18 protein-coding genes are annotated in these 22,126 nt (G+C 69.4%); 11 read left to right on the top strand and 7 right to left on the bottom strand.

Annotated elements, in window-relative coordinates; all coding sequences use genetic code 11:
* Window positions 1-59 precede the first annotated feature (59 nt).
* Window positions 60-1,721 carry an NAD+ synthase gene (locus AC2S9W_RS04325; RefSeq protein WP_076073415.1) on the bottom strand — a complete coding sequence of 554 codons (1,662 nt, stop codon included), beginning with the start codon at window positions 1,719-1,721 and terminating at the stop codon, window positions 60-62.
* 151 nt (window positions 1,722-1,872) lie between these two features.
* Between AC2S9W_RS04325 and AC2S9W_RS04320 the strand changes: the two genes are divergently transcribed.
* The 8 genes from AC2S9W_RS04320 (at window position 1,873) to pheT (ending at window position 9,893) form a co-directional block, all read left to right on the top strand.
* A complete protein-coding gene (locus AC2S9W_RS04320; RefSeq protein WP_076073414.1) occupies window positions 1,873-2,808 on the top strand; it encodes a ribose-phosphate pyrophosphokinase in 936 nt (311 codons plus the stop codon).
* 118 nt (window positions 2,809-2,926) lie between these two features.
* Window positions 2,927-3,709: a histidinol-phosphatase gene (gene hisN, locus AC2S9W_RS04315; RefSeq protein WP_104960426.1), complete on the top strand. Its 783-nt coding sequence runs from the start codon at window positions 2,927-2,929 to the stop codon at window positions 3,707-3,709.
* A gap of 25 nt (window positions 3,710-3,734) precedes the next feature.
* Window positions 3,735-4,085, top strand: coding sequence for a GFA family protein (locus tag AC2S9W_RS04310; RefSeq protein WP_067113564.1), 351 nt, complete (start codon window positions 3,735-3,737; stop codon window positions 4,083-4,085).
* Between the two features lie 373 nt (window positions 4,086-4,458).
* Window positions 4,459-4,662 (top strand): 50S ribosomal protein L35, encoded by a 204-nt coding sequence (gene rpmI / locus AC2S9W_RS04305; RefSeq protein ID WP_067112163.1) that lies wholly within the window; start codon window positions 4,459-4,461, stop codon window positions 4,660-4,662.
* Between the two features lie 12 nt (window positions 4,663-4,674).
* On the top strand, window positions 4,675-5,040 hold the full coding sequence (rplT, locus tag AC2S9W_RS04300; RefSeq protein ID WP_067112161.1) for a 50S ribosomal protein L20: 366 nt from the start codon (window positions 4,675-4,677) through the stop codon (window positions 5,038-5,040).
* 331 nt (window positions 5,041-5,371) lie between these two features.
* Entirely contained in the window at window positions 5,372-6,274 is a 903-nt protein-coding gene (locus tag AC2S9W_RS04295; RefSeq protein ID WP_241942158.1) for a helix-turn-helix domain-containing protein, read from the top strand.
* Window positions 6,275-6,399: 125 nt separating this feature from the next.
* Complete coding sequence (gene pheS / locus AC2S9W_RS04290) at window positions 6,400-7,500, top strand: phenylalanine--tRNA ligase subunit alpha (RefSeq protein WP_241942159.1); 1,101 nt, start codon at window positions 6,400-6,402, stop codon at window positions 7,498-7,500.
* Window positions 7,497-9,893, top strand: a complete 2,397-nt coding sequence (pheT, locus tag AC2S9W_RS04285) for a phenylalanine--tRNA ligase subunit beta (RefSeq protein ID WP_486571667.1) — start codon at window positions 7,497-7,499, stop codon at window positions 9,891-9,893. The genes pheS and pheT overlap by 4 nt, the downstream gene beginning before the upstream one ends.
* Before the next feature lie 6 nt (window positions 9,894-9,899).
* Here pheT and AC2S9W_RS04280 read toward each other — a convergent pair whose 3' ends face one another.
* Window positions 9,900-12,659 (bottom strand): [protein-PII] uridylyltransferase, encoded by a 2,760-nt coding sequence (locus tag AC2S9W_RS04280; protein WP_486571666.1) that lies wholly within the window; start codon window positions 12,657-12,659, stop codon window positions 9,900-9,902.
* 135 nt (window positions 12,660-12,794) lie between these two features.
* Complete coding sequence (mutS, locus tag AC2S9W_RS04275) at window positions 12,795-15,455, bottom strand: DNA mismatch repair protein MutS (RefSeq protein ID WP_486571665.1); 2,661 nt, start codon at window positions 15,453-15,455, stop codon at window positions 12,795-12,797.
* A 179-nt stretch (window positions 15,456-15,634) separates the two neighbouring features.
* On the opposite strand from mutS, the gene AC2S9W_RS04270 reads away from it, so the two are divergent.
* Entirely contained in the window at window positions 15,635-17,899 is a 2,265-nt protein-coding gene (locus AC2S9W_RS04270; protein WP_067112149.1) for an NADP-dependent malic enzyme, read from the top strand.
* Between the two features lie 44 nt (window positions 17,900-17,943).
* On the opposite strand, the gene AC2S9W_RS04265 is transcribed toward AC2S9W_RS04270, so the two are convergent.
* Window positions 17,944-18,432, bottom strand: coding sequence for an outer membrane protein assembly factor BamE (locus tag AC2S9W_RS04265; protein ID WP_067112146.1), 489 nt, complete (start codon window positions 18,430-18,432; stop codon window positions 17,944-17,946).
* 199 nt (window positions 18,433-18,631) lie between these two features.
* On the opposite strand from AC2S9W_RS04265, the gene AC2S9W_RS04260 reads away from it, so the two are divergent.
* On the top strand, window positions 18,632-19,174 hold the full coding sequence (locus AC2S9W_RS04260; protein ID WP_076073408.1) for a ubiquinol-cytochrome C chaperone family protein: 543 nt from the start codon (window positions 18,632-18,634) through the stop codon (window positions 19,172-19,174).
* Window positions 19,171-19,698, top strand: a complete 528-nt coding sequence (locus tag AC2S9W_RS04255) for a YceD family protein (protein ID WP_076073407.1) — start codon at window positions 19,171-19,173, stop codon at window positions 19,696-19,698. The genes AC2S9W_RS04260 and AC2S9W_RS04255 overlap by 4 nt, the downstream gene beginning before the upstream one ends.
* A gap of 242 nt (window positions 19,699-19,940) precedes the next feature.
* On the opposite strand, the gene AC2S9W_RS04250 is transcribed toward AC2S9W_RS04255, so the two are convergent.
* The 3 genes from AC2S9W_RS04250 to folE all read right to left on the bottom strand — a co-directional run bounded on the left by AC2S9W_RS04250 (window position 19,941) and on the right by folE (window position 22,058).
* Window positions 19,941-20,609 (bottom strand): hypothetical protein, encoded by a 669-nt coding sequence (locus AC2S9W_RS04250; RefSeq protein ID WP_076073406.1) that lies wholly within the window; start codon window positions 20,607-20,609, stop codon window positions 19,941-19,943.
* A gap of 106 nt (window positions 20,610-20,715) precedes the next feature.
* The gene (locus tag AC2S9W_RS04245) at window positions 20,716-21,402 is read right to left on the bottom strand and encodes an RNA polymerase sigma factor (RefSeq protein ID WP_076073405.1); all 687 of its coding nucleotides are present in this window, start codon (window positions 21,400-21,402) and stop codon (window positions 20,716-20,718) included.
* Window positions 21,399-22,058 (bottom strand): GTP cyclohydrolase I FolE, encoded by a 660-nt coding sequence (folE, locus tag AC2S9W_RS04240; RefSeq protein ID WP_199775127.1) that lies wholly within the window; start codon window positions 22,056-22,058, stop codon window positions 21,399-21,401. Before folE ends, AC2S9W_RS04245 begins: the two co-directional genes overlap by 4 nt.
* Window positions 22,059-22,126 lie beyond the last annotated feature (68 nt).

The following is a 22,126-nucleotide window of genomic DNA, read 5'->3' as shown; positions in this document are numbered from 1 at the left end:
GCCTGAACCGGACTCTCTGCGATCTCTGCGCCTCTGCGCGAATCGTTCCGAACGTCGTCCTACCCCGTCCGGAACCTGTGGGTGATCGGATAGCGCCGGTCGCGGCCGAAGTTGCGCGTCGACAGCTTCACCCCCGGCGGCGCCTGCCGCCGCTTGTATTCGGCGAGCATCAGCAGCCGCTCGATCCGCGCCACCGCCGCGCGGTCGAAGCCGTGGCGCGCCACGACATCGTCGACGCTCGCTTCCTCCTCGACCAGCATGTGCAGCATCCGGTCGAGGTCCGCATAGGGAGGCAGGCTGTCCTCGTCCTTCTGGTCGGGGCGCAGCTCGGCGCTCGGCGGCTTGGTGATGACCGAATCGGGCATCACCGGCGCGCGCGGGTTGCGCGACAGCCGCGGGACATGCGCGTTGCGCCACCGCGCGATGGCGAACACCGTCGTCTTGTATGCATCCTTCAGCGGGTTGTAGCCGCCCGCCATGTCGCCATAGATGGTCGCATAGCCGACGCTCATCTCGCTCTTGTTGCCGGTGGTCAGCAGCATCGGCCCGAACTTGTTCGACAGCGCCATCAGCGTCACCCCGCGGATGCGCGACTGGATATTCTCCTCGGTCGCATCGACCGCGCGGCCGGCGAAGCTGTCCGCCAGCATCGCGTCGAACGCCTCGACCGCGGGGCCGATGGCGATGGTGTCGAGCCGGCACCCGATCATCTGCGCGCAGCCCCGCGCATCGTCGAGGCTTTCGGCGCTGGTGAAGCGGCTCGGCAGCATCACGCACCAGACCTTGTCCGGCCCCAGCGCATCGGCGGCGATCGCGGCGCACAGCGCCGAATCGATCCCCCCCGACAGGCCGAGCACGACGCCGGGAAAGCCGTTGCGCGTCACATAGTCGCGCAGGCTGACGATCATCGCGCTGTAGATGTCGGCGGGGTGCGCCTCCCATTCGGCGAGGTCGCCGGGCGCGCACGCCCAGCCGTCCGCTCCCTTCGTCCAGCGCGTGACGCGATCCTCCTCCGCCCAGTCGATCAGCCGGTGCGCGGGCGCCCCGTCGGCGTTCAGCACGAACGAGCAGCCGTCGAACACCAGCTCGTCCTGCCCGCCGACGCGGTTGAGGAAGATCAGCGGCAACCCGGTTTCGGCGACACGCGCCGCGAACACCTGCGTCAGGCGGCGGTCGTCCTTGTCGATCTCATAGGGACTGCCGTTGACCGAGATCAGCAGCTCGGCCCCCTGCGCCGCCAGATGCCCGCACACCGTCGGCAGCCAGCCGTCCTCGCAGATCGGCAGGCCCAGCCGTACCCCGCGCCACGTGACGACGTCGGGCAGCGGCCCCGGCGCGAACACGCGCTTTTCGTCGAAGGTGCCGTAATTGGGCAGTTCGTGCTTGCGCCGCGTCGCGACCACCCGCCCCGCGTCGAGCAGCGCGACGATATTATAGAGTCGTCCGTCGTCGCCCCGCTCGACCGACCCGACCAGCATCGCCGGACCGCCGTCGCCGGTCTCGGCCGCCAGGTCGCCGAGCAGCGCCGCCGCGCGCCGGGCCAGCGCCGGCTTCAGCACCAGATCCTCGGGCGGATAGCCGATCAGCTGCAGTTCGGGAAACAGGATCAGGTCGGCGTCGGGGTGCCGCGCGCGCGCCGCGCGCATCGCATCGGCGTTGGCGGCAAGGTCGCCGACCGCCTGCGTCATCTGCGACAGGACGATGGTAAGCTGTTCGGTCATGGCAGGGGTTTAAGCGCAACCGCCCCGATTTCAACCGCCGAGCGTCGCCGCGTTCGCGACCGCCCGCCCGCCTTTACCCCCTTCCCCTTCGCGTGCCCGCTGGTTAAGGGGCGCGCATCCTTCCCCACCACACCGCGACAAGGGGCCACGCATGAAACTCATTTCCGGCAACAGCAATCTTCCCCTGGCCCGCGCGATCGCCGACTATCTGGAATTGCCGCTCGCCGACACCAGCGTGCGCCGCTTCGCCGACGAAGAGGTGTTCGTCGAGATTCACGAGAATGTCCGCGGCCAGGACGTGTTCGTCATCCAGCCGACCAACTATCCGGCGAACGACAATCTGATGGAACTGCTGATCATCACCGACGCGCTGCGCCGCGCCTCGGCCAAGCGCATCACCGCCGTCATCCCCTATTTCGGCTATGCGCGGCAGGACCGCAAGCCCGGTCCGCGCACCCCGATCTCGGCCAAGCTGGTCGCCAACCTCATCACCACCTCGGGCGCCGACCGCGTGCTCGCGATCGACCTGCACGCCGGGCAGATCCAGGGCTTCTTCGACATCCCGACCGACAATCTCTATGCCGCGCCGGTGATGAGCGCCGACATCCAGGCGCGCTTCGGCGACCGCAATTTGATGGTCGTCTCGCCCGACGTCGGCGGCGTGGTGCGCGCCCGCGCGCTCGCCAAGCGGCTCGACAACGCGCCGCTGGCGATCGTCGACAAGCGCCGCGAGCGCGCCGGCGAATCAGAGGTGATGAACATCATCGGCGACGTGTCGGGGCGCTTCTGCATCCTGATCGACGACATCGTCGATTCGGCGGGGACGCTGTGCAACGCCGCCGCCGCGCTGAAGGCGCAGGGGGCAGAGGGCGTCGTCGCCTATTGCACCCACGGCGTGCTGTCGGGCGGCGCGGTGGCGCGCGTCAACGCGAGCGAACTGACCGAACTCGTCATCACCGACTCGATCATGCCGACCGAGGCGGTCAACGACAGCGACAAGGTGCGCGCGCTGACCGTCGCGCCGCTGCTCGGCGAGGCGATCAAGCGCATCGCCGACGAAACCAGCGTATCGTCGCTGTTCGATTGAGGCGCGACATTTTCGAGATTCCGTTCGTGTCGAGCGAAGTCGAGACGCTCATCGTTCGTGCATGCCTTCGGGGTGTCTCGACTGCGCTCGACGCGAACGGGATATGGAGGTTTCCGGCATGACCCTCGAATCCGACATCGCCCTCGCCATCCGTCTCGCCGACGCCGCGGGCGCCGTGATCCGCCCCCATTTCCGCGCCGGTTTCGCGCACGAGGCGAAGGGTGACGACTCGCCGGTGACCGAGGCCGACCGCGCCGCCGAGGCCGCGATGCGCCGCCTGCTCGATGCCGAAGCGCCGCGCGACGGCATCATCGGCGAGGAATATGGCGCCGAGCGGCCCGACGCCGCGCGCCAGTGGGTGCTCGACCCGATCGACGGCACGGTCAGCTTCATGGCCGGCCGGCCGATCTTCGGCACGCTGATCGCGCTCCTGCAGGACGGCTGGCCCGTGCTCGGCATCATCGACCAGCCGATCGCGCGCGAACGCTGGGTCGGCGCTACCGGACAAGCAACGCTGTTCAACGGCCGTCCCGCCGCGACGCGCGCCTGCCGCAGCCTCGCCGACGCGGCGCTCGCGACGACGGGACCGCAATATTTCAGCGATCACGATGGCGCGCATTTCATGGCGCTCGCGGCAAAGACCGCGCACAAGCGCATGTTCTTCGGCGGCGACTGCTACAATTACGGCCTGCTGGCGAGCGGCCATGTCGACCTGGTGGTCGAGGCGGGGCTGAAGCTCCACGATTTCGCGGCGCTGGTGCCGGTCGTCGAGGGCGCGGGCGGCACGATGTGCGACTGGAACGGCGATCCGCTGAACGCCGACAGCGACGGCCATGTCGTCGCATTGGGCGATCCCGCGCGGCTCGAAGATGTTATCGAGGGCCTCGCCTGCCACCATTAGGGCCAAGACCCAGGGAGAGAAGACCATGGCGTTCGACGGAAGCTGCCATTGCGGCGCGGTGACCTATACGGTCGAAGGCGACATCCCCGACACGGCGATGAGCTGCAACTGCTCGCACTGCCGGCGCAAGGGGTTCCTGCTGACCTTCGTCCCGATCGACAAGTTCCGGCTGACCGGCGGCGCCGACAAGCTCGCCTCCTACAAGTTCAACAAGCATAATATCGACCACCAGTTCTGCACCGACTGCGGCTGTCAGGGCTTTTCGGTCGGCACCGGCCCCGACGGGGCGAAGATGGCGGCGGTCAATCTGCGCTGCGTCCCCGCGGCCGACCTCGATTCGCTGACGATCCAGAAGGTCGACGGGGCGAGCTTCTGAACCTCGTCATTGCGAGGACCCCGGACTTGATCGGCAATCCTCCCTTTTCCGTCAAGTCACTGTTCCCCGGCGAAAGCCGGGGTCCATACGAGGCAGCGCTGTGCCATCTGGACCCCGGCTTTCGCCGGGGAATGGCTCCTGACTTGCCTGAAGGGTATATGCCGACTTGATCCGGGGGGCGTGGCAACCCGCAGCCTCCGGCATGCGGAAGCCTCGATGGCTGGAGATTGCCTCGCTTCGCTCGCAATGACCGGATCTTGCGCGAGGCTTGCATTTCGGCGCGAATCCCGCTAGGCGCGCGCCTTCCGATTGTGTCGGCTGGCTGAAAGGGCTGCCAGGCCGATACGCAAACGGACTTCCAAAGGAGACCAAAATGCCCAAGCTCAAGACCAAGAGCGGTGTGAAGAAGCGCTTCAAGTTCACCGCCTCGGGCAAGGTGAAGCACGGCGTCGCCGGCAAGCGCCACCGCCTGATCTCGCACAATGCGAAATATATCCGCACCAATCGCGGCACCAGCGTGCTCAGCGATGCCGATACCGCCCATGTGCGCCTCTGGGCGCCCTACGGCCTGAAGTAAGGAGCGGACCCCATGTCCCGTATCAAACGCGGCACGACCACGCGCGCCAAGCACAACCGGGTTCTGGCCCAGGCGAAGGGCTATTACGGCCGCCGCAAGAACACGATCCGCATCGCCAAGCAGGCGGTCGAGAAGGCCGGCCAGTACGCCTATCGCGACCGCAAGGTGAAGAAGCGGAGCTTCCGCGCTCTGTGGATCCAGCGCATCAACGCGGCGGTCCGCGCCGAAGGCCTGACCTATTCGCAGTTCATGCACGGCGTGAAGCTCGCGGGGATCGAACTCGACCGCAAGGTCATGGCCGATCTGGCGATGAACGAAGGCGGCGTGTTCACCACGATCATCGCCCAGGCGAAGGCGGCGCTGCCCAAGGCCGCGTAACGCCGGATCGAGCCATCGAATCGCAAGAGGGCGGTCCCATCCGGGGCCGCCCTTTTTCGTGCGCGCCGCGCAAAGAGAGACGGCGCGGAGCCAGGCCCCGCGCCGTCTCGACGATGATCAAAGCGATACACCGCCCCCCTCCCTCCGAGCCGCTAAGCCGTGGGTCGCAGAAAGCCGACGGCCGGTGGAAGTGTTCCCATCCTCTGGCACAAGCCGCGCCGAAGAGGCGTGACATATGCCGTCCGGATGATGACAATAATTGTAAGAACCCGACAATCGGGTCGCTTAGCTTGTTGTTTTTTTGCGCATCCGTCCGCAGAAGCGACAGGGCATGACCGATGCGACGCAACCGCAGGGGCCAGGCGCCGATGTGCGCGTGACGACCCGCTTCTTCCCGGTGTCGGAGGCGCTGCGCCCCTATGCCAGCATCATCTATCTGACCGACGTCGCCGCCCCGCCGGGGGTCCGCGTCGACGATTATCTGCACCCCGAATGGGCGAACATGCGCTTCATCGACGGCACCGCGCCGCTCGCGGCGATCGGCGGCGGCGTCCCGGTCCCGGCGCCGCGCTTCATCGCCACCGGCCCGACGAGCAAGGCGAGCTATTTCGCGGCCGGCGCGATGCGCGTCTGGGGGATCGGCCTGTTGCCGATGGGCTGGGCCAAATATGTCCCGATGTCCGCCGAGGCATTGGCCGACCGTTTCTGCGACGGCGAAGCGCATCCCGCCTTCGCCTCCTTCGCGCCGCTCGCCGCACGGCTGCCTCGCGCCGCGGACGCGGAAGAGGCGGCGCGGACGATCGACGCGCATTTCGCCGCGCTGCTCGCCGACGCGCCGCGCGACGATCCGGCGATCCGTGCCGCGCACGGCGCGCTCGTCGACGAGGAACTGGCGAGCGTCGCCGACCTCGCGGACCGGCTCGGCCTGTCGGCGCGCTCGGTCGAGCGGCTGAGCCGCCGGGCCTTCGGCTTTCCGCCCAAGCTGCTGCTCCGCCGCCAGCGCTTCCTGCGCAGCCTTGCGCGCTTCATGCTCGACCCGACGATGGCGTGGATCGACACGCTCGATCACCACTATCACGACCAGGCGCAGTTCACCCGCGACTTCCAGCGTTTCATGGGGATGAGCCCGCGCGCCTACGCGGCGCGGCCCAAGCCGATCCTCGGCGCCGCCGCCCGCGCCCGCGCCGCCGCCGCGGGCGAAGCGGTGCAGGGCCTGCACCGGCCCGGCGCCTGAGCGCTTCGGGGTTGACCCGCGCGCCGCCTTCGGTGCAAGCGGCGGCGGAACGACCCGGCAACCGGAAACCACCATATAGACGATCGCGCGCGCCTCGGCGGGCGGCCGCCGCAGGACGAACGAAGATGAGCGAATATCAGGCCATGCAGGCCCAGCTTGTGGGCGACATCGCCGCGGCCGCCGACCTCGACGCGCTGGAGGCGCTGCGCGTCGCCGCGCTCGGCAAGGCGGGCAGCGTGTCGGCGCTGCTCAAGACGCTGGGCGCGATGAGCCCCGAGGAGCGGCAGGAGCGCGGACCGCAGATCCACGCCCTGCGCGAAGCCGTCACCGGCGCGCTCGCCGCGCGCAAGGCCGCGCTCGAAGCCGCGGCGCTCGAGCAAAGGCTCGCCGCCGAGCGGCTCGACATGACGCTCCCCGCCGACGCCGCTCCGCAGGGCAGCGTCCACCCGGTCAGCCAGGCGATGGACGAGCTGGCGGAAATCTTCGCCGACATGGGCTTCGCGGTCGCCACCGGGCCCGAGATCGAGGACGACTGGCGCAATTTCACCGCGCTCAACATCCCCGAGACGCATCCCGCGCGCGCCATGCACGACACCTTCTATTTCCCGCCGCAGATGGCGAACGCCGATGGCCGTCCGATGCTGCTTCGCACCCACACCTCGCCGGTGCAGGTCCGCACGATGATGAGCCAGCAGCCGCCGATCCGCATCATCGCGCCGGGGCGCGTCTATCGCAGCGACAGCGACGCGACCCACACGCCGATGTTCCACCAGGTCGAAGGTCTCGTCATCGACCGCGGCATCCATATGGGCCACCTCAAATGGACGCTCGAAACCTTCCTCAAGGCCTATTTCGAGCGCGACGACATCGTGCTGCGTCTGCGCCCCAGCTATTTCCCCTTCACCGAGCCGTCGGCGGAGGTCGATGTCGGATACCGGCAGGAAAAGGGCCGCCGCATCGTCGGCGGCAGCGGCGACGACGAAGGGCATGCGTGGATGGAGCTGCTCGGCAGCGGCATGGTCAATCGGCGCGTCATCGCCAATTGCGGGCTCGACCCCGACGAATGGCAGGGCTTCGCCTTCGGCGCCGGCATCGACCGGCTCGCGATGCTCAAATATGGCATGGACGACCTGCGCGCCTTCTTCGACGGCGACCTCCGGTGGCTGTCCCACTACGGATTCGGCGCGCTGAGCGTTCCGACGCTGTCGGGGGGGATTTCGGCATGAAGATCACCCTCGACTGGCTCAGGGAGCATCTCGACACCGACGCGACCGTCGAGGCGGTGGTCGCGACCCTCAACCGCATCGGCCACGAGGTCGAAGGCGTCGAGAATCCGGCCGAGAAGCTCGCCGGCTTTCGCGTCGCGCGCGTCCTGACCGCCGAGCGCCACCCGCAGGCCGACAAGCTGCAGGTGCTCACCGTCGACGCCGGCCCGGACGTCAACGGCGGCGCGCCGTTGCAGGTCGTGTGCGGCGCCCCCAACGCGCGCGCCGGCCTCGTCGGCGTGCTCGGCCTGCCCGGCGCGGTCGTCCCGGCGAACGGCATGGAGCTGAAGGTCTCGGCGATCCGCGGCGTCGAATCGAACGGCATGATGTGTTCGACGCGCGAGCTCGAACTCGGCGACGACCATGACGGCATCATCGAGCTGCCCGCCGACGCCCCCGTCGGAATGCCCTTCGCCGACCATGCGGGCACGAACGATCCGGTGATCGACATATCGATCACCCCCAACCGGCAGGACTGCATGGGCGTGCGCGGGATCGCGCGCGACCTCGCCGCGGCGGGGCTGGGCACGCTCAAGCCGCTCGCCGTCCCGACGATCCTCGGCGAAGGCGAACCCGCGACCGGGATCGCCACCCACGATCCCGAAGGCTGTCCCGCCTTCTATGGCCGCACGATCGCCGGCGTCACCAACGGCACCGCGCCCGAATGGATGCGCCGCCGGCTCGAAGCGATCGGCCAGCGCTCGATCTCGGCGCTCGTCGACATCAGCAACTATGTGATGTTCGACCTCGGCCGCCCGAGCCATATCTACGACCGCGCGACGCTGACCGGACCGCTCGTCGCGCGCCGCGCGAAGGCAGGCGAAAGCGCCGTCGCGCTCAACGGCAAGAGCTATACGCTCACCGACACGATGACGGTGATCGCCGACGATGCCGGCGTCCACGACATCGCCGGCATCATGGGCGGCGAGCATAGCGGGTGCAGCGAGGCGACGACCGACGTCCTGCTCGAAATCGCCTGGTTCACCCCGGAGCGTATCGCGCTCACCGGCCAGGCGCTCGGCCTCGCCAGCGACGCGCGCAGCCGTTTCGAGCGCGGCGTCGATCCGGCTTTCCTCGACGACGCGACCGCGATCGTCACCGGGCACATCCTCGCCATCTGCGGCGGCACCCCCTCGGCGGTGACGCGCGCCGGCGCCCCGCCGGTCGCCACGCGGCACGTCGATTACGACCCCGGGCTCGCCGCGACGCTGGGCGGCGTCGCGATCGACCCCACGCGCCAGCGCGAGATTCTGGAAGCGCTGGGCTTCACGGTCATCGAACAGGGCGCACGCTGGCAGGTCACGGTGCCGAGCTGGCGCCGCGACGTCGACGCCGCGCCCGACATCGTCGAGGAAGTGGCGCGCATCCACGGCTTCGACGCCATTCCCTCGACCCCGTTGCCGCGCAGCGACGGGGTGGCGAAGCCGACCGCGACGGTCGACCAGATGCTCGAACGCCGCCTGCGCCGCGCCGCGGCGGCGGCGGGTTTCCACGAGGCGGTGACGTGGAGCTTCGTCAGCGAACGCGAGGCGGCGCCGTTCGGCGGCGGCACTTGGGCGCTCGCCAACCCGATCAGCGAAGACCTCAAGGTGATGCGCCCGTCGCTGCTGCCGGGCCTGCTCGCCGCGGCCGCACGCAACGCGAATCGCGGCGCGGACAGCATCCGCCTGTTCGAGATCGGCCGGCGCTATCTGGCCGATGCCGAGCAGCCGACGCTGGCCCTGTTGATGGCGGGCGACCGCCGCGCGCGCAGCTGGCAGGCGGGCAAGGCGCAGCCCTTCGACGCGTTCGACGCCAAGGCGGCGGCGCTCGCTCTGCTCGAAGCCGCCGGCGCCCCCGCCGACCGGCTGCAGGTGATGGAGCCGGTCGCGCAGGGCGCGATCTGGCATCCCGGTCAGGCGGCGACGCTGCGGCTCGGTCCCAAGACGGTACTTGCGGAATTCGGCGCGCTCCACCCCGCGCTGACGCGGCATTTCGACGTCGACGGACCCGCTATGGCAGTGCAGATCTTCCTCGACGCGATCCCGGCAAAGCGCGCGAGCGGCCCGGCCCGCGCGGCCTTTGCGCCGCCCGCTCTGCAGGCGGTGCGCCGCGACTTCGCCTTCCTCGCCCCCGAAACGCTCGCCGCCGCCGACCTCGTCCGCGCGGTGAAGGGCGCCGACAAGGGCGCGATTACCGGCGCCCGCCTGTTCGACCGCTTCGCCGGCCAGGGCGTTCCCGAAGGACAGGTCAGCCTCGCGGTCGAGGTCGAACTGCAACCGGCGGATAAGAGCTTCACCGATGCCGATCTGAAGGCGATCGCCGACAGAATCGTCGCCGCCGCCGCGAAACTGGGCGCGGTGCTGCGGGGATAGGCCGGATCAGGCGGCGACGGCATTCTCGCTGCGGCTCGCGGCGGCTTCGAGCAGGCGCTTTTCCAGCGATCTCACGCGCGCCGCGCTGTCGATCTTGTCGCCGATCAGGTCGGTGACATAGAAGGTGTCGACCGCGCGCTCGCCATAGGTGGCGACATGCGCGCTGTGCACCGTCACCTTCGACTGGAACAGCGCATAGGCAAGCTGGTTGAGCAGTGCCGGGCGGTCCTGCGCATTGACCTCGATCACGGTGAAGCGGTTCGACGCCTTGTTGTCGATGAAGACGTTCGGCGCGATGCGGAACGCCTCGGCGCGGGTGCGCGGCAGCGCGCGCGCCTCCAGCTTGGGCAGCAGTTTCTGGCGGCCCGCCAGCGCATCCTCGATCGCCCGCGTCAGGCGGACGATCTGCTCCGCCTCGGCAAAGGGGCGGCCGAGCGGATCCTGGACCAGGAAATTGTCGAGCGCGAGCCCGTCGCGCGTCGTGTGGATGCGCGCGTCGATGATGTTGCCGCCGGCGAGGTGGATGCCCCCGGCGATGCGATAGAAGAGCCCCGGATGATCGGCCGCGAGCACCATCACCAGCGTCGCGCCGCGATCGTCGTCGGGCACCGCCGCGATATGCAGCGGGGCGCCGCCGGCCTTCTGGATATGGATCAGGTTCGCCGCGATCACCTCGACCGGCTCGGCGATCCAATAGCTTTCGGGAAGCCGCCTCGCGAGCCGCGCGAACGCCTTGTCGTCGAGTGCGAGCAGGCGCTGCGCCTCCTCCTTCTTGCCCGCGATCCGCGCCGCCCGCCCGCGCTGCTTGTGGCCGAGGCGCAGCACCTCTTCGGCGGCGTCGAACAATTCGGCCAGCAACTGCCGCTTCCAGCTGTTCCACACGCCGGGGCCGACCGCGCGGATATCGACGACGGTGAGGACGAGCAGCAGGCGCAGCCGCTCGGGGCTCTGGACGATCTGCGCGAAGTCGAGGATCGTCTTGAAATCGGCGAGGTCGCGCTTGAACGCCGTCGCCGCCATCAGCAGGTGATGACGCACCAGCCACGACACCGTCTCGGTCTCCGCCTCGGTCAGCCCGAGCCGCGGGCAGACGCGCAGCGCGAGTTCGGCACCCAGGATGCTGTGATCGCCGCCGCGCCCCTTGGCGATGTCGTGGAGCAGCACCGCGACATAGATGACGCGCCGCGACTGGACATGCTGCATGATCGCGGTCGACAGCGGATGATCGTCCTTCAACCGGTCCTGTTCGATGTCCGAAAGCAGGCCGATCGCGCGGATCGTGTGCTCGTCGACCGTATAATGATGATACATGTCGAACTGCATCTGCGCGACGACGCGGCCGAAATCGGGCACGAAGCGGCCGAACACCCCCGCCTCGTTCATCCAGCGCAGCACCGTTTCGGGGTCGCGCGGGGACGTCAGCACGTCGAGGAACAGGGCATTCGCGCGCGCGACGCGGCGCACGCCCTGCGTCTCGATCAGTTTGGCGTCGTGGCGCGCCTGGCGCATCGCCTGCGGGTGGATTTCGAGGCCATGCCGGTCGGCGAGCGCGAAAATCTCGATCAGCCGCACCGGATCCTGCTGAAAGAAGTCGTCAGACGGCAGCGCCAGCCGGCCGCGGTCGAGCACGAAACCGTTAAGCTTGCCCGGCCGTCGCCGGATCGTCGGCAGGAAGCGGCGACCGCGCGCCGCAAGCTGATCGTCGAGATGCGCGAGGAAGGTGCCGGTGAGGTCGCCGACACTCTTCGCATGGAGGAAATAGAGCTGCATGAACCGCTCGACCGCGCTCTTGCCCGGCCGCTCGGCGAACTGCATCCGCGCCGCGATCTCGCGCTGGACGTCGAAGGTCAGCCGGTCCTCGGCGCGCCCCGCGAGCATGTGGAGATGGCAGCGGACGGCGAGCAGGAAATTCTCGGCGCGCGCGAACTGGCGCAGTTCGCGGCTGGTGAGCAGCCCGGCGTCGACCAGTTCGGGAACGGTGCGCACGCGGTGGATGAACTTGCCGATCCAGAACAGGGTGTGAAGGTCGCGCAGCCCCCCCTTCCCCTCCTTCACATTGGGTTCGACGACATAGCGCGAATCGCCCATCCTTTTGTGCCGCTCGTCGCGCTCGGCCAGCTTGTCGGCGACGAAGGCGCGCGCATTGCCCGCAACCACCTCGGCATCGAAACGCGCCGAGGCCTGATCGTAGAGCGCTCGGTCGCCCCACACGAAACGCGCCTCGAGCAGCGCGGTGCGCACCGTCAGATCCTCCTTCGCGGCGCGGATCATCTCGTCGAGCGAGCGCGACGAATGGCCGACCTTCAGCCCAAGATCCCACAGCGTATAGAGCTGCGCCTCGATCACCTGCTCAGTCCAGCTCGTCTGCTTGAACGGGGTCAGGAAGCCGATGTCGACGTCGCTGAACGGCGCCATGTCGCCGCGGCCATAGCCGCCGACCGCGACCAGCGTCAGCCGCTCGCCCGCCGACGGGTTGCTCGCCGGATAGAGGTGGTGGACCGTGAAATCGTGGCTCAGGCGGACGATCTGGTCGGTCAGAAAAGCGGTCGCATGCGCCGTCACCCGCCCTGCCGACGGATGGAGCAGCAGCCGGCGGCCGATCTCCGCGCGCCCCGCGTCGAGCGCCTGCCGAAGCAGCGCGACCATCGCGCGGCGGCGCTGCCCGGTATCGCCCGTCTCGGCCGCCAGCGCATCGAGCCGCCCCGCCAGCGCGCGCCGGTCGATAATCGCGCGGCGGTCGTCGAGATGCGCGAACAGGTCGGTCACAGGTGCATGCCGAACATCACCTCATCCGTTCGTGTCGAGCGAAGTCGAGACACCCATCGGTCAGGCGCTACCATGATGGGTGTCTCGACTTCGCTCGACACGAACGGGGTTTGAGGGCGGCTCCGAAACATATTGTCATCCTTCCCCCATTACGATCTGCTTCAGCCGGTAGAGCGCGTCGAGCGCCTCGCGCGGCGCGAGCGCATCGGGGTCGATGCCGGCAAGCGCCTCGCGCAGCGCGTCGGGCTTCGCCGCGGGCGCCTCGGCGATCGTCGCGGCGAACAGCGGCAGGTCGTCGAGCCCCGCGGCGAGGCCGCCGGTCGCCTCGCGGCCCGCCTCCAGCTTCGCGAGCACCGCCTCGGCGCGCCTGACGACGCCCGCGGGAACCCCGGCGAGCCGCGCGACGGCGAGGCCGTAGCTGCGATCGGCGGGCCCCTCGGCGACTTCGTGCAGCAGCACCAGATCGCCCTGCCATTCGCGTGCGCGGACATGATGAAGCGACAGCGCGTTCAGCGTTTCGGCGAGCCGCGTCAGCTCGTGATAATGCGTCGCGAACAGGCAGCGGCAGCGGTTCGCCTCGTGCACCGCCTCAACCACCGACCAGGCGAGCGCGAGCCCGTCATAGGTCGAGGTGCCGCGCCCGACCTCGTCGAGGATCACGAAGCTTTGCGGCGTCGCCTGCGCGAGGATCGCCGCGGTCTCGACCATCTCGACCATGAAGGTCGAGCGGCCCCGCGCCAGATTGTCGCTCGCCCCGACGCGGCTGAACAGCCGGTCGACGAGCCCCAGCTTCGCCGACGCGGCGGGCACGAAGGCGCCCGCCTGCGCGAGTACCACGATCAGCGCGTTCTGGCGCAGGAAGGTCGATTTGCCGCCCATGTTGGGGCCGGTGACGAGCCACAGCCGGTCGGCCTCGGAAAGCGAGACGTCGTTGGGCACGAAGCGCTCGCCGCTTTTCGCCAGCGCCGCCTCGACCACCGGATGGCGTCCGCCCGACACGTCGAGGCAAGGATCGTCGGCAAGGTCGGGACGGCACCAGTTGTGGCTCATCGCATGATCGGCGAGCGCGGCGGCGACGTCGAGCCGCGCGAGCACGTCGCAGCTCGCGGCGATCGCCTCGCGCCGCGCTACCGCGGCCTCGGTCAACGCTTCGAGGTGCGCCGCCTCGGCGGCGACCGCGTGCACGCCCGCCTGCGTCACCCGGCTCGCCGCCTCGTGCAGGTCGGACGCGTTGAAGCGCACGACGCCCGCGAGCGTCTGGCGGTGGGTGAAGCCCGATTCGGGCGCCATCAGCGCGTCGGCATGCTTCGCGGGCACCTCGACATGATAGCCGAGTACGCCATTGTGACGGATCTTGAGCGAGGCGATGCCGGTGCGGTCGCGATAGCGCGCCTCCAGCGCCGCGATCGCCTTGCGCCCGTCGCGCGCGGTCTCGCGCAGCGCGTCGAGCGCGGCGTCATAGCCTTCGGCGATATAGCCGCCCTGCGCGGCATCGACCGGCGGCGTCTCGATCAGCGCGCGCGACAGTTCGTCGACCAGCGCACCGTGCCCGTCGAGACCGGGAAGCAGCCGGGCGAGCAGCGGCGGCAGGTCGGGCCGCCGCGCCAGCCGTTCGCGCAGCAGCCGCGCGCCGCCGAGCGCGTCGCGAAGCTGCGCGAGGTCGCGCGGACCGCCGCGCCCCGCGACGAGGCGGCCGAGCGCGCGGCCCGCATCGGGCAGCGCGCGCAGCGCAGCGCGCAATTCGCCGCGCCACAGCGCGTCGCGCGCGAGTGCATCGACAAGGTCGAGCCGGTCGAGGATCGCGCCCCTGTCGGTCAGCGGGCTCGCGAGATCGTCGGCGAGCAGCCGCGCGCCGGCCGCGGTCACGGTCCGGTCGATGGTGCCGAGCAGGCTGCCGTCGCGCGTTCCCGCCATCGTGCGGACGAGTTCCAGGCTTTCGCGCGTCGCCGCGTCGATCGCCATCCGCCCCGACGCGCTGTGGCGCACCGGCGGCTGGAGAAAGACCGCGCCGCCGGTGCCGACATGGTCGAGATAGGCGGCGATCGCGCCCATTGCCGCGATCTCGCCGCGAGTGAAGGCGCCGAAGCCGTCGAGCGTCTGGACCGCGAACAGCGACTCGAGCCGCTTCTGCCCGGCGCCGCTCGAAAATTCGCCGGCCGGACGGCGCACCACCTGCCGCGCGGTCCAGGCGGGAAGCGCCTCGGCGGCTTCGCTCACCAGCAGTTCGGACGGCGCGAGCCGCGCGAGTTCGGCGTCGACCTGATCGGGGCGGACCGCGACGACTTCGAAGCGGCCCGTGGAAATATCGGCGGCGGCGATGGCGATCTCGCTTTCGCTGCCGACCTGCGCAAGCGCGGCGAGCCGGTTGGCGCTGCGCCCTTCGAGCAGCGCCTCCTCGGTCAGCGTCCCCGCCGTCACGAACCGTACGATGGCGCGCGCGACGAGCGCCTTCGACCCGCCGCGCGCCTTCGCCTCGGCCGGGGTTTCGACCTGTTCGGCGATGGCGACGCGGTGTCCGGCGCGGATCAGCCGCGCAAGATAGGATTCGGCCGAATGGACCGGCACGCCGCACATCGGCACCGGCTCTCCGCCATGCTCGCCGCGCGACGTCAGCGCGATGTCGAGCGTCGCGGCGGCGGCCTTCGCATCGTCGAAGAACAGCTCGAAGAAATCGCCCATGCGGTAGAAGAGCAGGCAGTCGCCCGCCTTTTCCTTGAGCGACCAATATTGCGCCATCATCGGCGTCGCGGCGGGGGGGGCGTTGCTGTTGGCGGCGGTGCGGGCGGTTGCGGACATCGAACCCTGCTTAGTGATTGAGGGCGGCATGGCAAGTTCGCGCATGGCCATCGCGGAAGAGTGGGACGGATGACCCCTGTCCCGCGAATCTTTTTCGCTCAGCCCGGTTACAATCGCCGCCGGTGACGCTAGGGGATTGGGAAACGGCGCGGGCCTTGAACGAACCCAAGGGGAAAAATATGGACAGCGGCAGCAAGGTGCAATTTTCGGACCGAGAGGCCCTGCTCTACCACGAACACGGCCGACCCGGCAAAATCGAGATCGTCGCGTCGAAACCGATGGCGACCCAGCGCGACCTGAGCCTCGCCTACTCCCCCGGCGTCGCGGTCCCGGTCAAGGCCATCGCCGACGACCCCGCCACCGCCTACGACTATACCGCCAAGGGCAACCTCGTCGCCGTCATCTCGAACGGCACCGCGATCCTCGGCCTCGGCAATCTGGGCGCGCTCGCCTCGAAGCCGGTGATGGAGGGCAAGGCCGTCCTCTTCAAGCGCTTCGCCGACGTCGATTCGATCGACCTCGAGGTCGATACCGAGGACCCGCAGGCCTTCATCGACGCGGTCGAACTGCTCGAACCGAGCTTCGGCGGCATCAACCTCGAGGATATCGCCGCGCCCAACTGCTTCATCATCGAGGCGGCGCTCAAGGAAAAGATGAACATCCCGGTGTTCCATGACGACCAGCATGGCACCGCGATCATCACCGCCGCCGGCCTGATCAACGCCTGCCACCTGACCGGGCGCGACCTCAAGGACATCAAGGTGGTCGTCAACGGCGCCGGCGCCGCGGCGATCGCCTGCACCGAACTGATCAAGGCGATGGGCGTCCGCCACGAAAACGTCATCATGTGCGACCGCAAGGGCACGATCTACCAGGGCCGCGCCGAAGGGATGGACCAGTGGAAGTCGGCGCACGCGGTGCCGACCGAGGCGCGCGACCTGATGCAGGCGCTGAAGGGCGCCGACGTCTTCCTCGGCCTCTCGGCCGCCGGCGCGCTCAAGCCGGAGATGGTGAAGGACATGGCGCCGGCGCCGATCATCTTCGCGATGGCGAATCCGGACCCCGAAATCTCGCCGCCCGACGCGCGCGCCGCGCGGCCCGACGCGATCATCGCGACCGGACGCTCGGACTATCCGAACCAGGTCAACAACGTCCTTTGCTTCCCCTTCATCTTCCGCGGCGCGCTCGACGTGCGCGCGACCGCGATCAACGAGGAGATGAAGATCGCCGCCGCCTACGCCATCGCCGACCTCGCGCGCCAGCAGGTGCCCGAAGAGGTCGCGGCGGCCTATGGCGGGCGCGCCGCCAGCTTCGGCCCCGAATATATCATCCCCTCGCCCTTCGACCCGCGGCTGATGGAAATCGTCCCCGCCGCGGTCGCGAAGGCGGCGATCGACAGCGGCGTCGCGCAGCGGCCGATCGCCGACATGGCCGAATATCGCACCCGGCTGCGCGCCCGGCTCAACCCGACGACCTCGGTGCTCACCCTCGCCTATGAAGCGGCGCGGGCGAATCCGAAGCGCGTCGTCTTCGCCGAGGGCGAGGAAGAGGTGGTGCTGCGCGCCGCGATCCAGTTCCGCGACGGCGGCTACGGCATTCCGGTGCTCGTCGGGCGCGAAGGGCTGCACGACATGCTGCGCGACATGGGCGTCGCCGATCCCGAAAGCTTCGAGGTCCACAACAGCGTCAACTCGCCGCACGTTCCGCAGATGGTCGAGATGCTCTACGAGCGGCTCCAGCGCCGCGGCTATCTGCGCCGCGACATCGAACGGATGGTCAACCGCGACCGCAACATCTTCGGCTCGCTGCTGCTCAAGCTCGGCCTTGGCGATGCGATGATCACCGGCGTCACCCGCACCTATTCGCAGACGATGCGCGAAGTGCGCCGCGTGATCGACCCGGCAGAGGGCAAGACCGCCTTCGGCATCCATGTCCTCGTCGGCCAGCATCACACCATCTTCATGGCCGACACGACGGTCAACGAACGCCCCTCGGCGGAAATGCTCGCCGACATCGCCGAACGCACCGCGCAGGTCGCGCGGCGCATGGGGCACGAACCGCGCGTCGCCTTCCTCTCCTATTCGACCTTCGGCAATCCGCCGGGGTCGTGGCTCGACAATATCCGCGACGCGGTGCACATCCTCGACGAGCGCCGGCCCGAATTCGAATATGAGGGCGAGATCGCGCCCGACGTCGCGCTCAACGCGAAGGTGATGGCGAACTACCCCTTCTGCCGCCTGTCGGGCCCGGCGAACGTGCTGGTCATGCCGGGGCTGCAATCGGGCAATCTGTCGGCGAAGCTGCTGCGCGAACTGGGCGGCAGCGCCGTCATCGGCCCGATGCTGATCGGGATGGAAAAGCCGGTGCAGGTCGCGACGATGGCGTCGCCGGCATCCGATCTCGTGACGCTGGCCGTGCTCGCCGCCGGCGGCATCGCGGGGTAGGACCACCCTCCCCCCGCATACCGGCGGCGGGGAGGGCGAGAGCCTTATTGGCCGGGCGTTCCGCCGCCCATGCCCGGCGCTCCGACGGCGCCGATATTGCCGAAGATGTCCTCGAAGAAGCTGCGGCTGCGGCCCAGCGTCGGCGTCTTGTCGCCATTGGGGTTGATCTTGCTGACCTGGTCGAGCCCGGTGCGATCGACCGCGGCGACATTGCCCGCGGGGTCGAAGCGGACCCGCAGCACCTGCTGCGCGACCGGACGCGGATTGGCGAAGGCCAGCGCCCGCGTCTCGCGCGACAGATAATAATATTCGTTGTTGCTGAACTGGCCGACGAAGGTCGGGTGGCCCAGCGTCCGTTCGACCGATTCGCGATTGTCGACCCCGGGGGTGATCGCGTCGGTCAGCACCGGGTCGACCACATAGCCCTGCCGCCCGCGAAGCTGCGTGCAGCCGCTGGCGGCCAGCGCGACGATCAGTCCCACCGCCAGCAGGCGCAGGCGGGGGGCGGCAAGGACAGGCTTGGCTTCGAACATCAGCAATCTCCGTCGCGCGCAGTCCTGACCTCGCCCCTGGCCGCCCGCCCCGGCGACCGACGCAGGCCGCTGCGCATCTCCCGCGCCTCTTAACCGCAAGCAGGCGCGGCGCACAAGCCGCTTGTCGCGCCGCCGCCCCGGCGCGCCCGGCGACAGCCGCCCCCTTTTCCGCGCCGCCGATTGCGCCTAAGCGGACGGGATGATCTCGCTCCGCAAACTCTTTCGGCCCGACCCCGACCCGCGCGAGGCGCGCCGCCCGCTGTGGCAGGCGATCGTCGCGACGGCCCGCGCCCCGCACTGGTATGTCGAGGGCGGCGTTCCCGACACGCTCGACGGGCGTTTCGACATGATCAGCCTCGTGCTCGCGCTGGTTCTCCACCGGATCGACGAAGAGCCGGAGCAGGCGATCGCCGGCGTGCAGCTCACCGAATTGTTCGTCGCCGACATGGACGGCCAGATGCGCCAGATCGGCTTCGGCGACATGGTCGTCGGCAAACAGGTCGGGCGGATGATGGGGGCGCTCGGCGGACGGCTGGGCGCCTATGCCGCGCCCGACGGCTCGCCCGAACTGCGCGCGGCGCTGGTCCGCAACCTGTGGCGCGGACAGGCACCCGCCGAAGCCGCGCTCGCGCATGTCGAGGCGCAGGTGGCGGCGCTGCGCACGGGGTTGGCGGCGATGCCCGTCGCCGCGCTGATCGCCGCCGACCGGCTGCCCGGAGACGCGGCCGGAGACGGGGCATGAGCGCGACCGAATTTTCGCACCTCGTGACACTGGCCGAGGCCGGACAGGGGCGCTGCATCGCGATCGAGGCCGACGCCGCGGCGCGCACGCGCATCGCCACGCGGCTCGGGCTGGTCGCGCTCGACCGCTTCGCGCTGACGGCCGATGTGCGCGCGGTCGCCGGCGGCATCGCCGCGACGGGCGCGGTCGAGGCCGATGTCGTGCAGTCGTGCGCCGCGACCGACCTGCCGGTGCCCGCGACGCTGCGCGAAGCGTTCGACCTGCGCTTCCTGCGCGAGGTGGAGACCGGAGACGCGGCCGATGAAGAGATCGAGATCAGCGGCGAGGATTGCGACATATTGCCGCTCGACGGCGACCGGATCGATCTGGGCGAAGCGGCGGTCCAGACGCTGTCGCTCGCGCTCGACCCTTTCCCGCGCCACCCCGACGCCGACCGCATCCTCGCCGAAAAGGGCGTGCTGAGCGAGGAACAGGCGGGCCCCTTCGCGGCACTCGCCCGGCTGCGCAGCAAGCCGGACGCCTAGAGCGGCGTGCATCGAATGGACTCGTCATTGCGAGCGGCAAAGCCGCGCGGCAATCCAGAGCGGTGTAAACCGCTCTGGATTGCTTCGCTCCGCTCGCAATGACGAGTCCATTCGATGTCATCATCCGCTAAGCCGGCGGATCAAGGGGCCGGTCGGCCACGCCCCCTGAACTCCCCTTCTTCTCTGCGATCTCAGCGCCTCTGCGCGAATCGATCCAGCGGAAATCGAACCCGCCATTCGGCCTAATCCTTCGGCGCTTCCCTGACGAGATCCGCGACCGCGGCGTCGAGCCCCGGCTCACGCGCCGATTCCCTGTCTTCGGCGTCCGGCTTCGTCTCGTCGTCCCTGTCGTTCCCGCGCTCGACCGCCAGCGCGCCGCCGAGGGCGTTCGCCAGCCCGGCGAGCTGTTCGCCGATCACCGCGTCGACCGTGGGCGCGATGTCGGCGATCTTGAAGCGCATATAGCCGCCGACGACATAGTCGAAGCGGATCGCGCTGCCCGTCGGCATCTCCTTGATCTGGATCGTCAGCGTGCCGGCCAGCGCCTCGCCCTGCAACGGACCCAGCGCGCCCGACAGGCGCAGCAGCTGGTTCGGCTTCGCGAACAGGATGCGCGCATGCTGGACGCTGCCCATCCCCGACCCCGTATCGGGCAGCTTTTCGCAGAAACAGCCGCCGGCCTGCGAATCGAGCCAGAAATTGGCGGCATCGCCCGACCAGCTATGCTCCTTCGACCACCATTTCTGGGGCATGCGAAGCATCGCCCACACATCGTCGGGGCTCGCCGCGACCTGCGCCGTGTGCGCGACGGTGAAGCCGGCATCGCCTTGGTCGATCACCTTGGCCTGCGCCGGCGCGGCAACGACCGCCGCGGCGAACAGCGCCCCGGCGAAACAGCTTCTGCGCTTCATGTCCCATTCCCCCAGCCCGGCGCCGCGCCCGATCGGCGGCGATACCGTGCGGACATAATGGCTTTTCCGCGCGGAGGAAATCACCCGAGTCGAAGCGGCGCCCGTTTCAACCGCACCATTGCGCCACGACGCGCGCGGTCAGCGCATGGCAGTCGGCGCCGGCGAAGGGGAAGCTGCCGCTGAGCGCGAGGCGAAGCTCGGGCGACAGCAATTGCTGGAGCCGCCGCCGCGCCCGCAGGCAGCGCGTCTTGACCGTCGCCGGCGAGATGCCGAGCAGCGCCGCCGCATCCTCCACCGACACGCCTTCGATCTCGCGCAGGACGAAGGTGGTGCGAAATTCGGACGGAAGCTGCGCGATCGCCGCCTCCAGCATCTCGCGTATCTGGCCCTGCGCCAGTTCGGCGTCCGGCTTGCTGCCCTGCATCGATCCGCGCATCAGATGATCCCGATAATCGTTGAGGTCGACGACCGATGTCGCATCGAGCCGCTTTCGCCGGCGCTCGCGCGCCCGGGCGCGGCCCAGCGCCTCGTTGATCGCGATCCGCGTCAGCCAGGTCGACAGCGATGAGCGGCCCGCGAAGCTGTCGATCGCCGCGAAGCCGCGCATATAGGTGCTCTGCACGACGTCCTCGGCCTCGGCGCGTTCCTTGAGCACGCTCCAGGCGACGCGGAACAGCCGCTGGTTGTTGCGTTCGGTGACGATCCGCACCGCATCGCGGTCGCGCGCGGCGATCCGCGCCGCCAGTTCGACGTCGGACAGGGTGCCGGGATCGGTCCGGGTCTGCACCGTCATCCGTCCATCCTCCCACCATTGCCCCGACACGGCAACGACGCGAGCAGTTCGCGGCGAAGCGCGGCGTCGGCGCCGAACTCGCCAAGCCAGCATTTGGTGACCAGCGACACGCCGTGCTGCCGAACCCCGCGCGTCGTCATGCAGCCGTGCGTGGCCTCTATGATCACCGCAACCCCGCGCGGTTGCAAGGCCTCGTCGAGCGCCGCGGCGATCTGCCGCGTCAGCCGTTCCTGCAACTGCAGCCGCCGCGCATAGGCGTCGACGAGCCGCGACAGCTTGGAGATGCCGACCACCCGGCCTCGCGGGCGATAGGCGACGTGCGCGACCCCGACGATCGGCGCCAGATGATGCTCGCACGTCGAAACGAGCGGAATCGAGCGCAGCAGGACGGTTTCGTCATAGCCCGCCGCATCGCCGAAGCTGCGGTCCAGCAGGCGATGCGGATCGACCCGATAGCCGGCGAACCATTCGCGATAGGCACGCGCCACCCGCGCCGGCGTGTCGGCCAGCCCCTCGCGCGCGGGATCGTCGCCCGCCGCGGCGATCAGGGTGCGGACCGCCGCCTCGACCGCGGCCTGCGACGGCGCCGCCGCCCCGCACGGGGATTCGCCCGCCGCCATCGCGACCGGTTCGGGATCCGGATCGTACATCTCCATTCGCGCCTCCAGCCTCGTGACGCCCATTGGATGCCGCGCCGCGCGACAGGTTCCCGGGAACCTTCTTG

The sequence above is a fragment of the Sphingopyxis sp. 550B genome (assembly GCF_057401805.1).
This window is presented reverse-complemented; position numbering and strand designations above follow the sequence as displayed.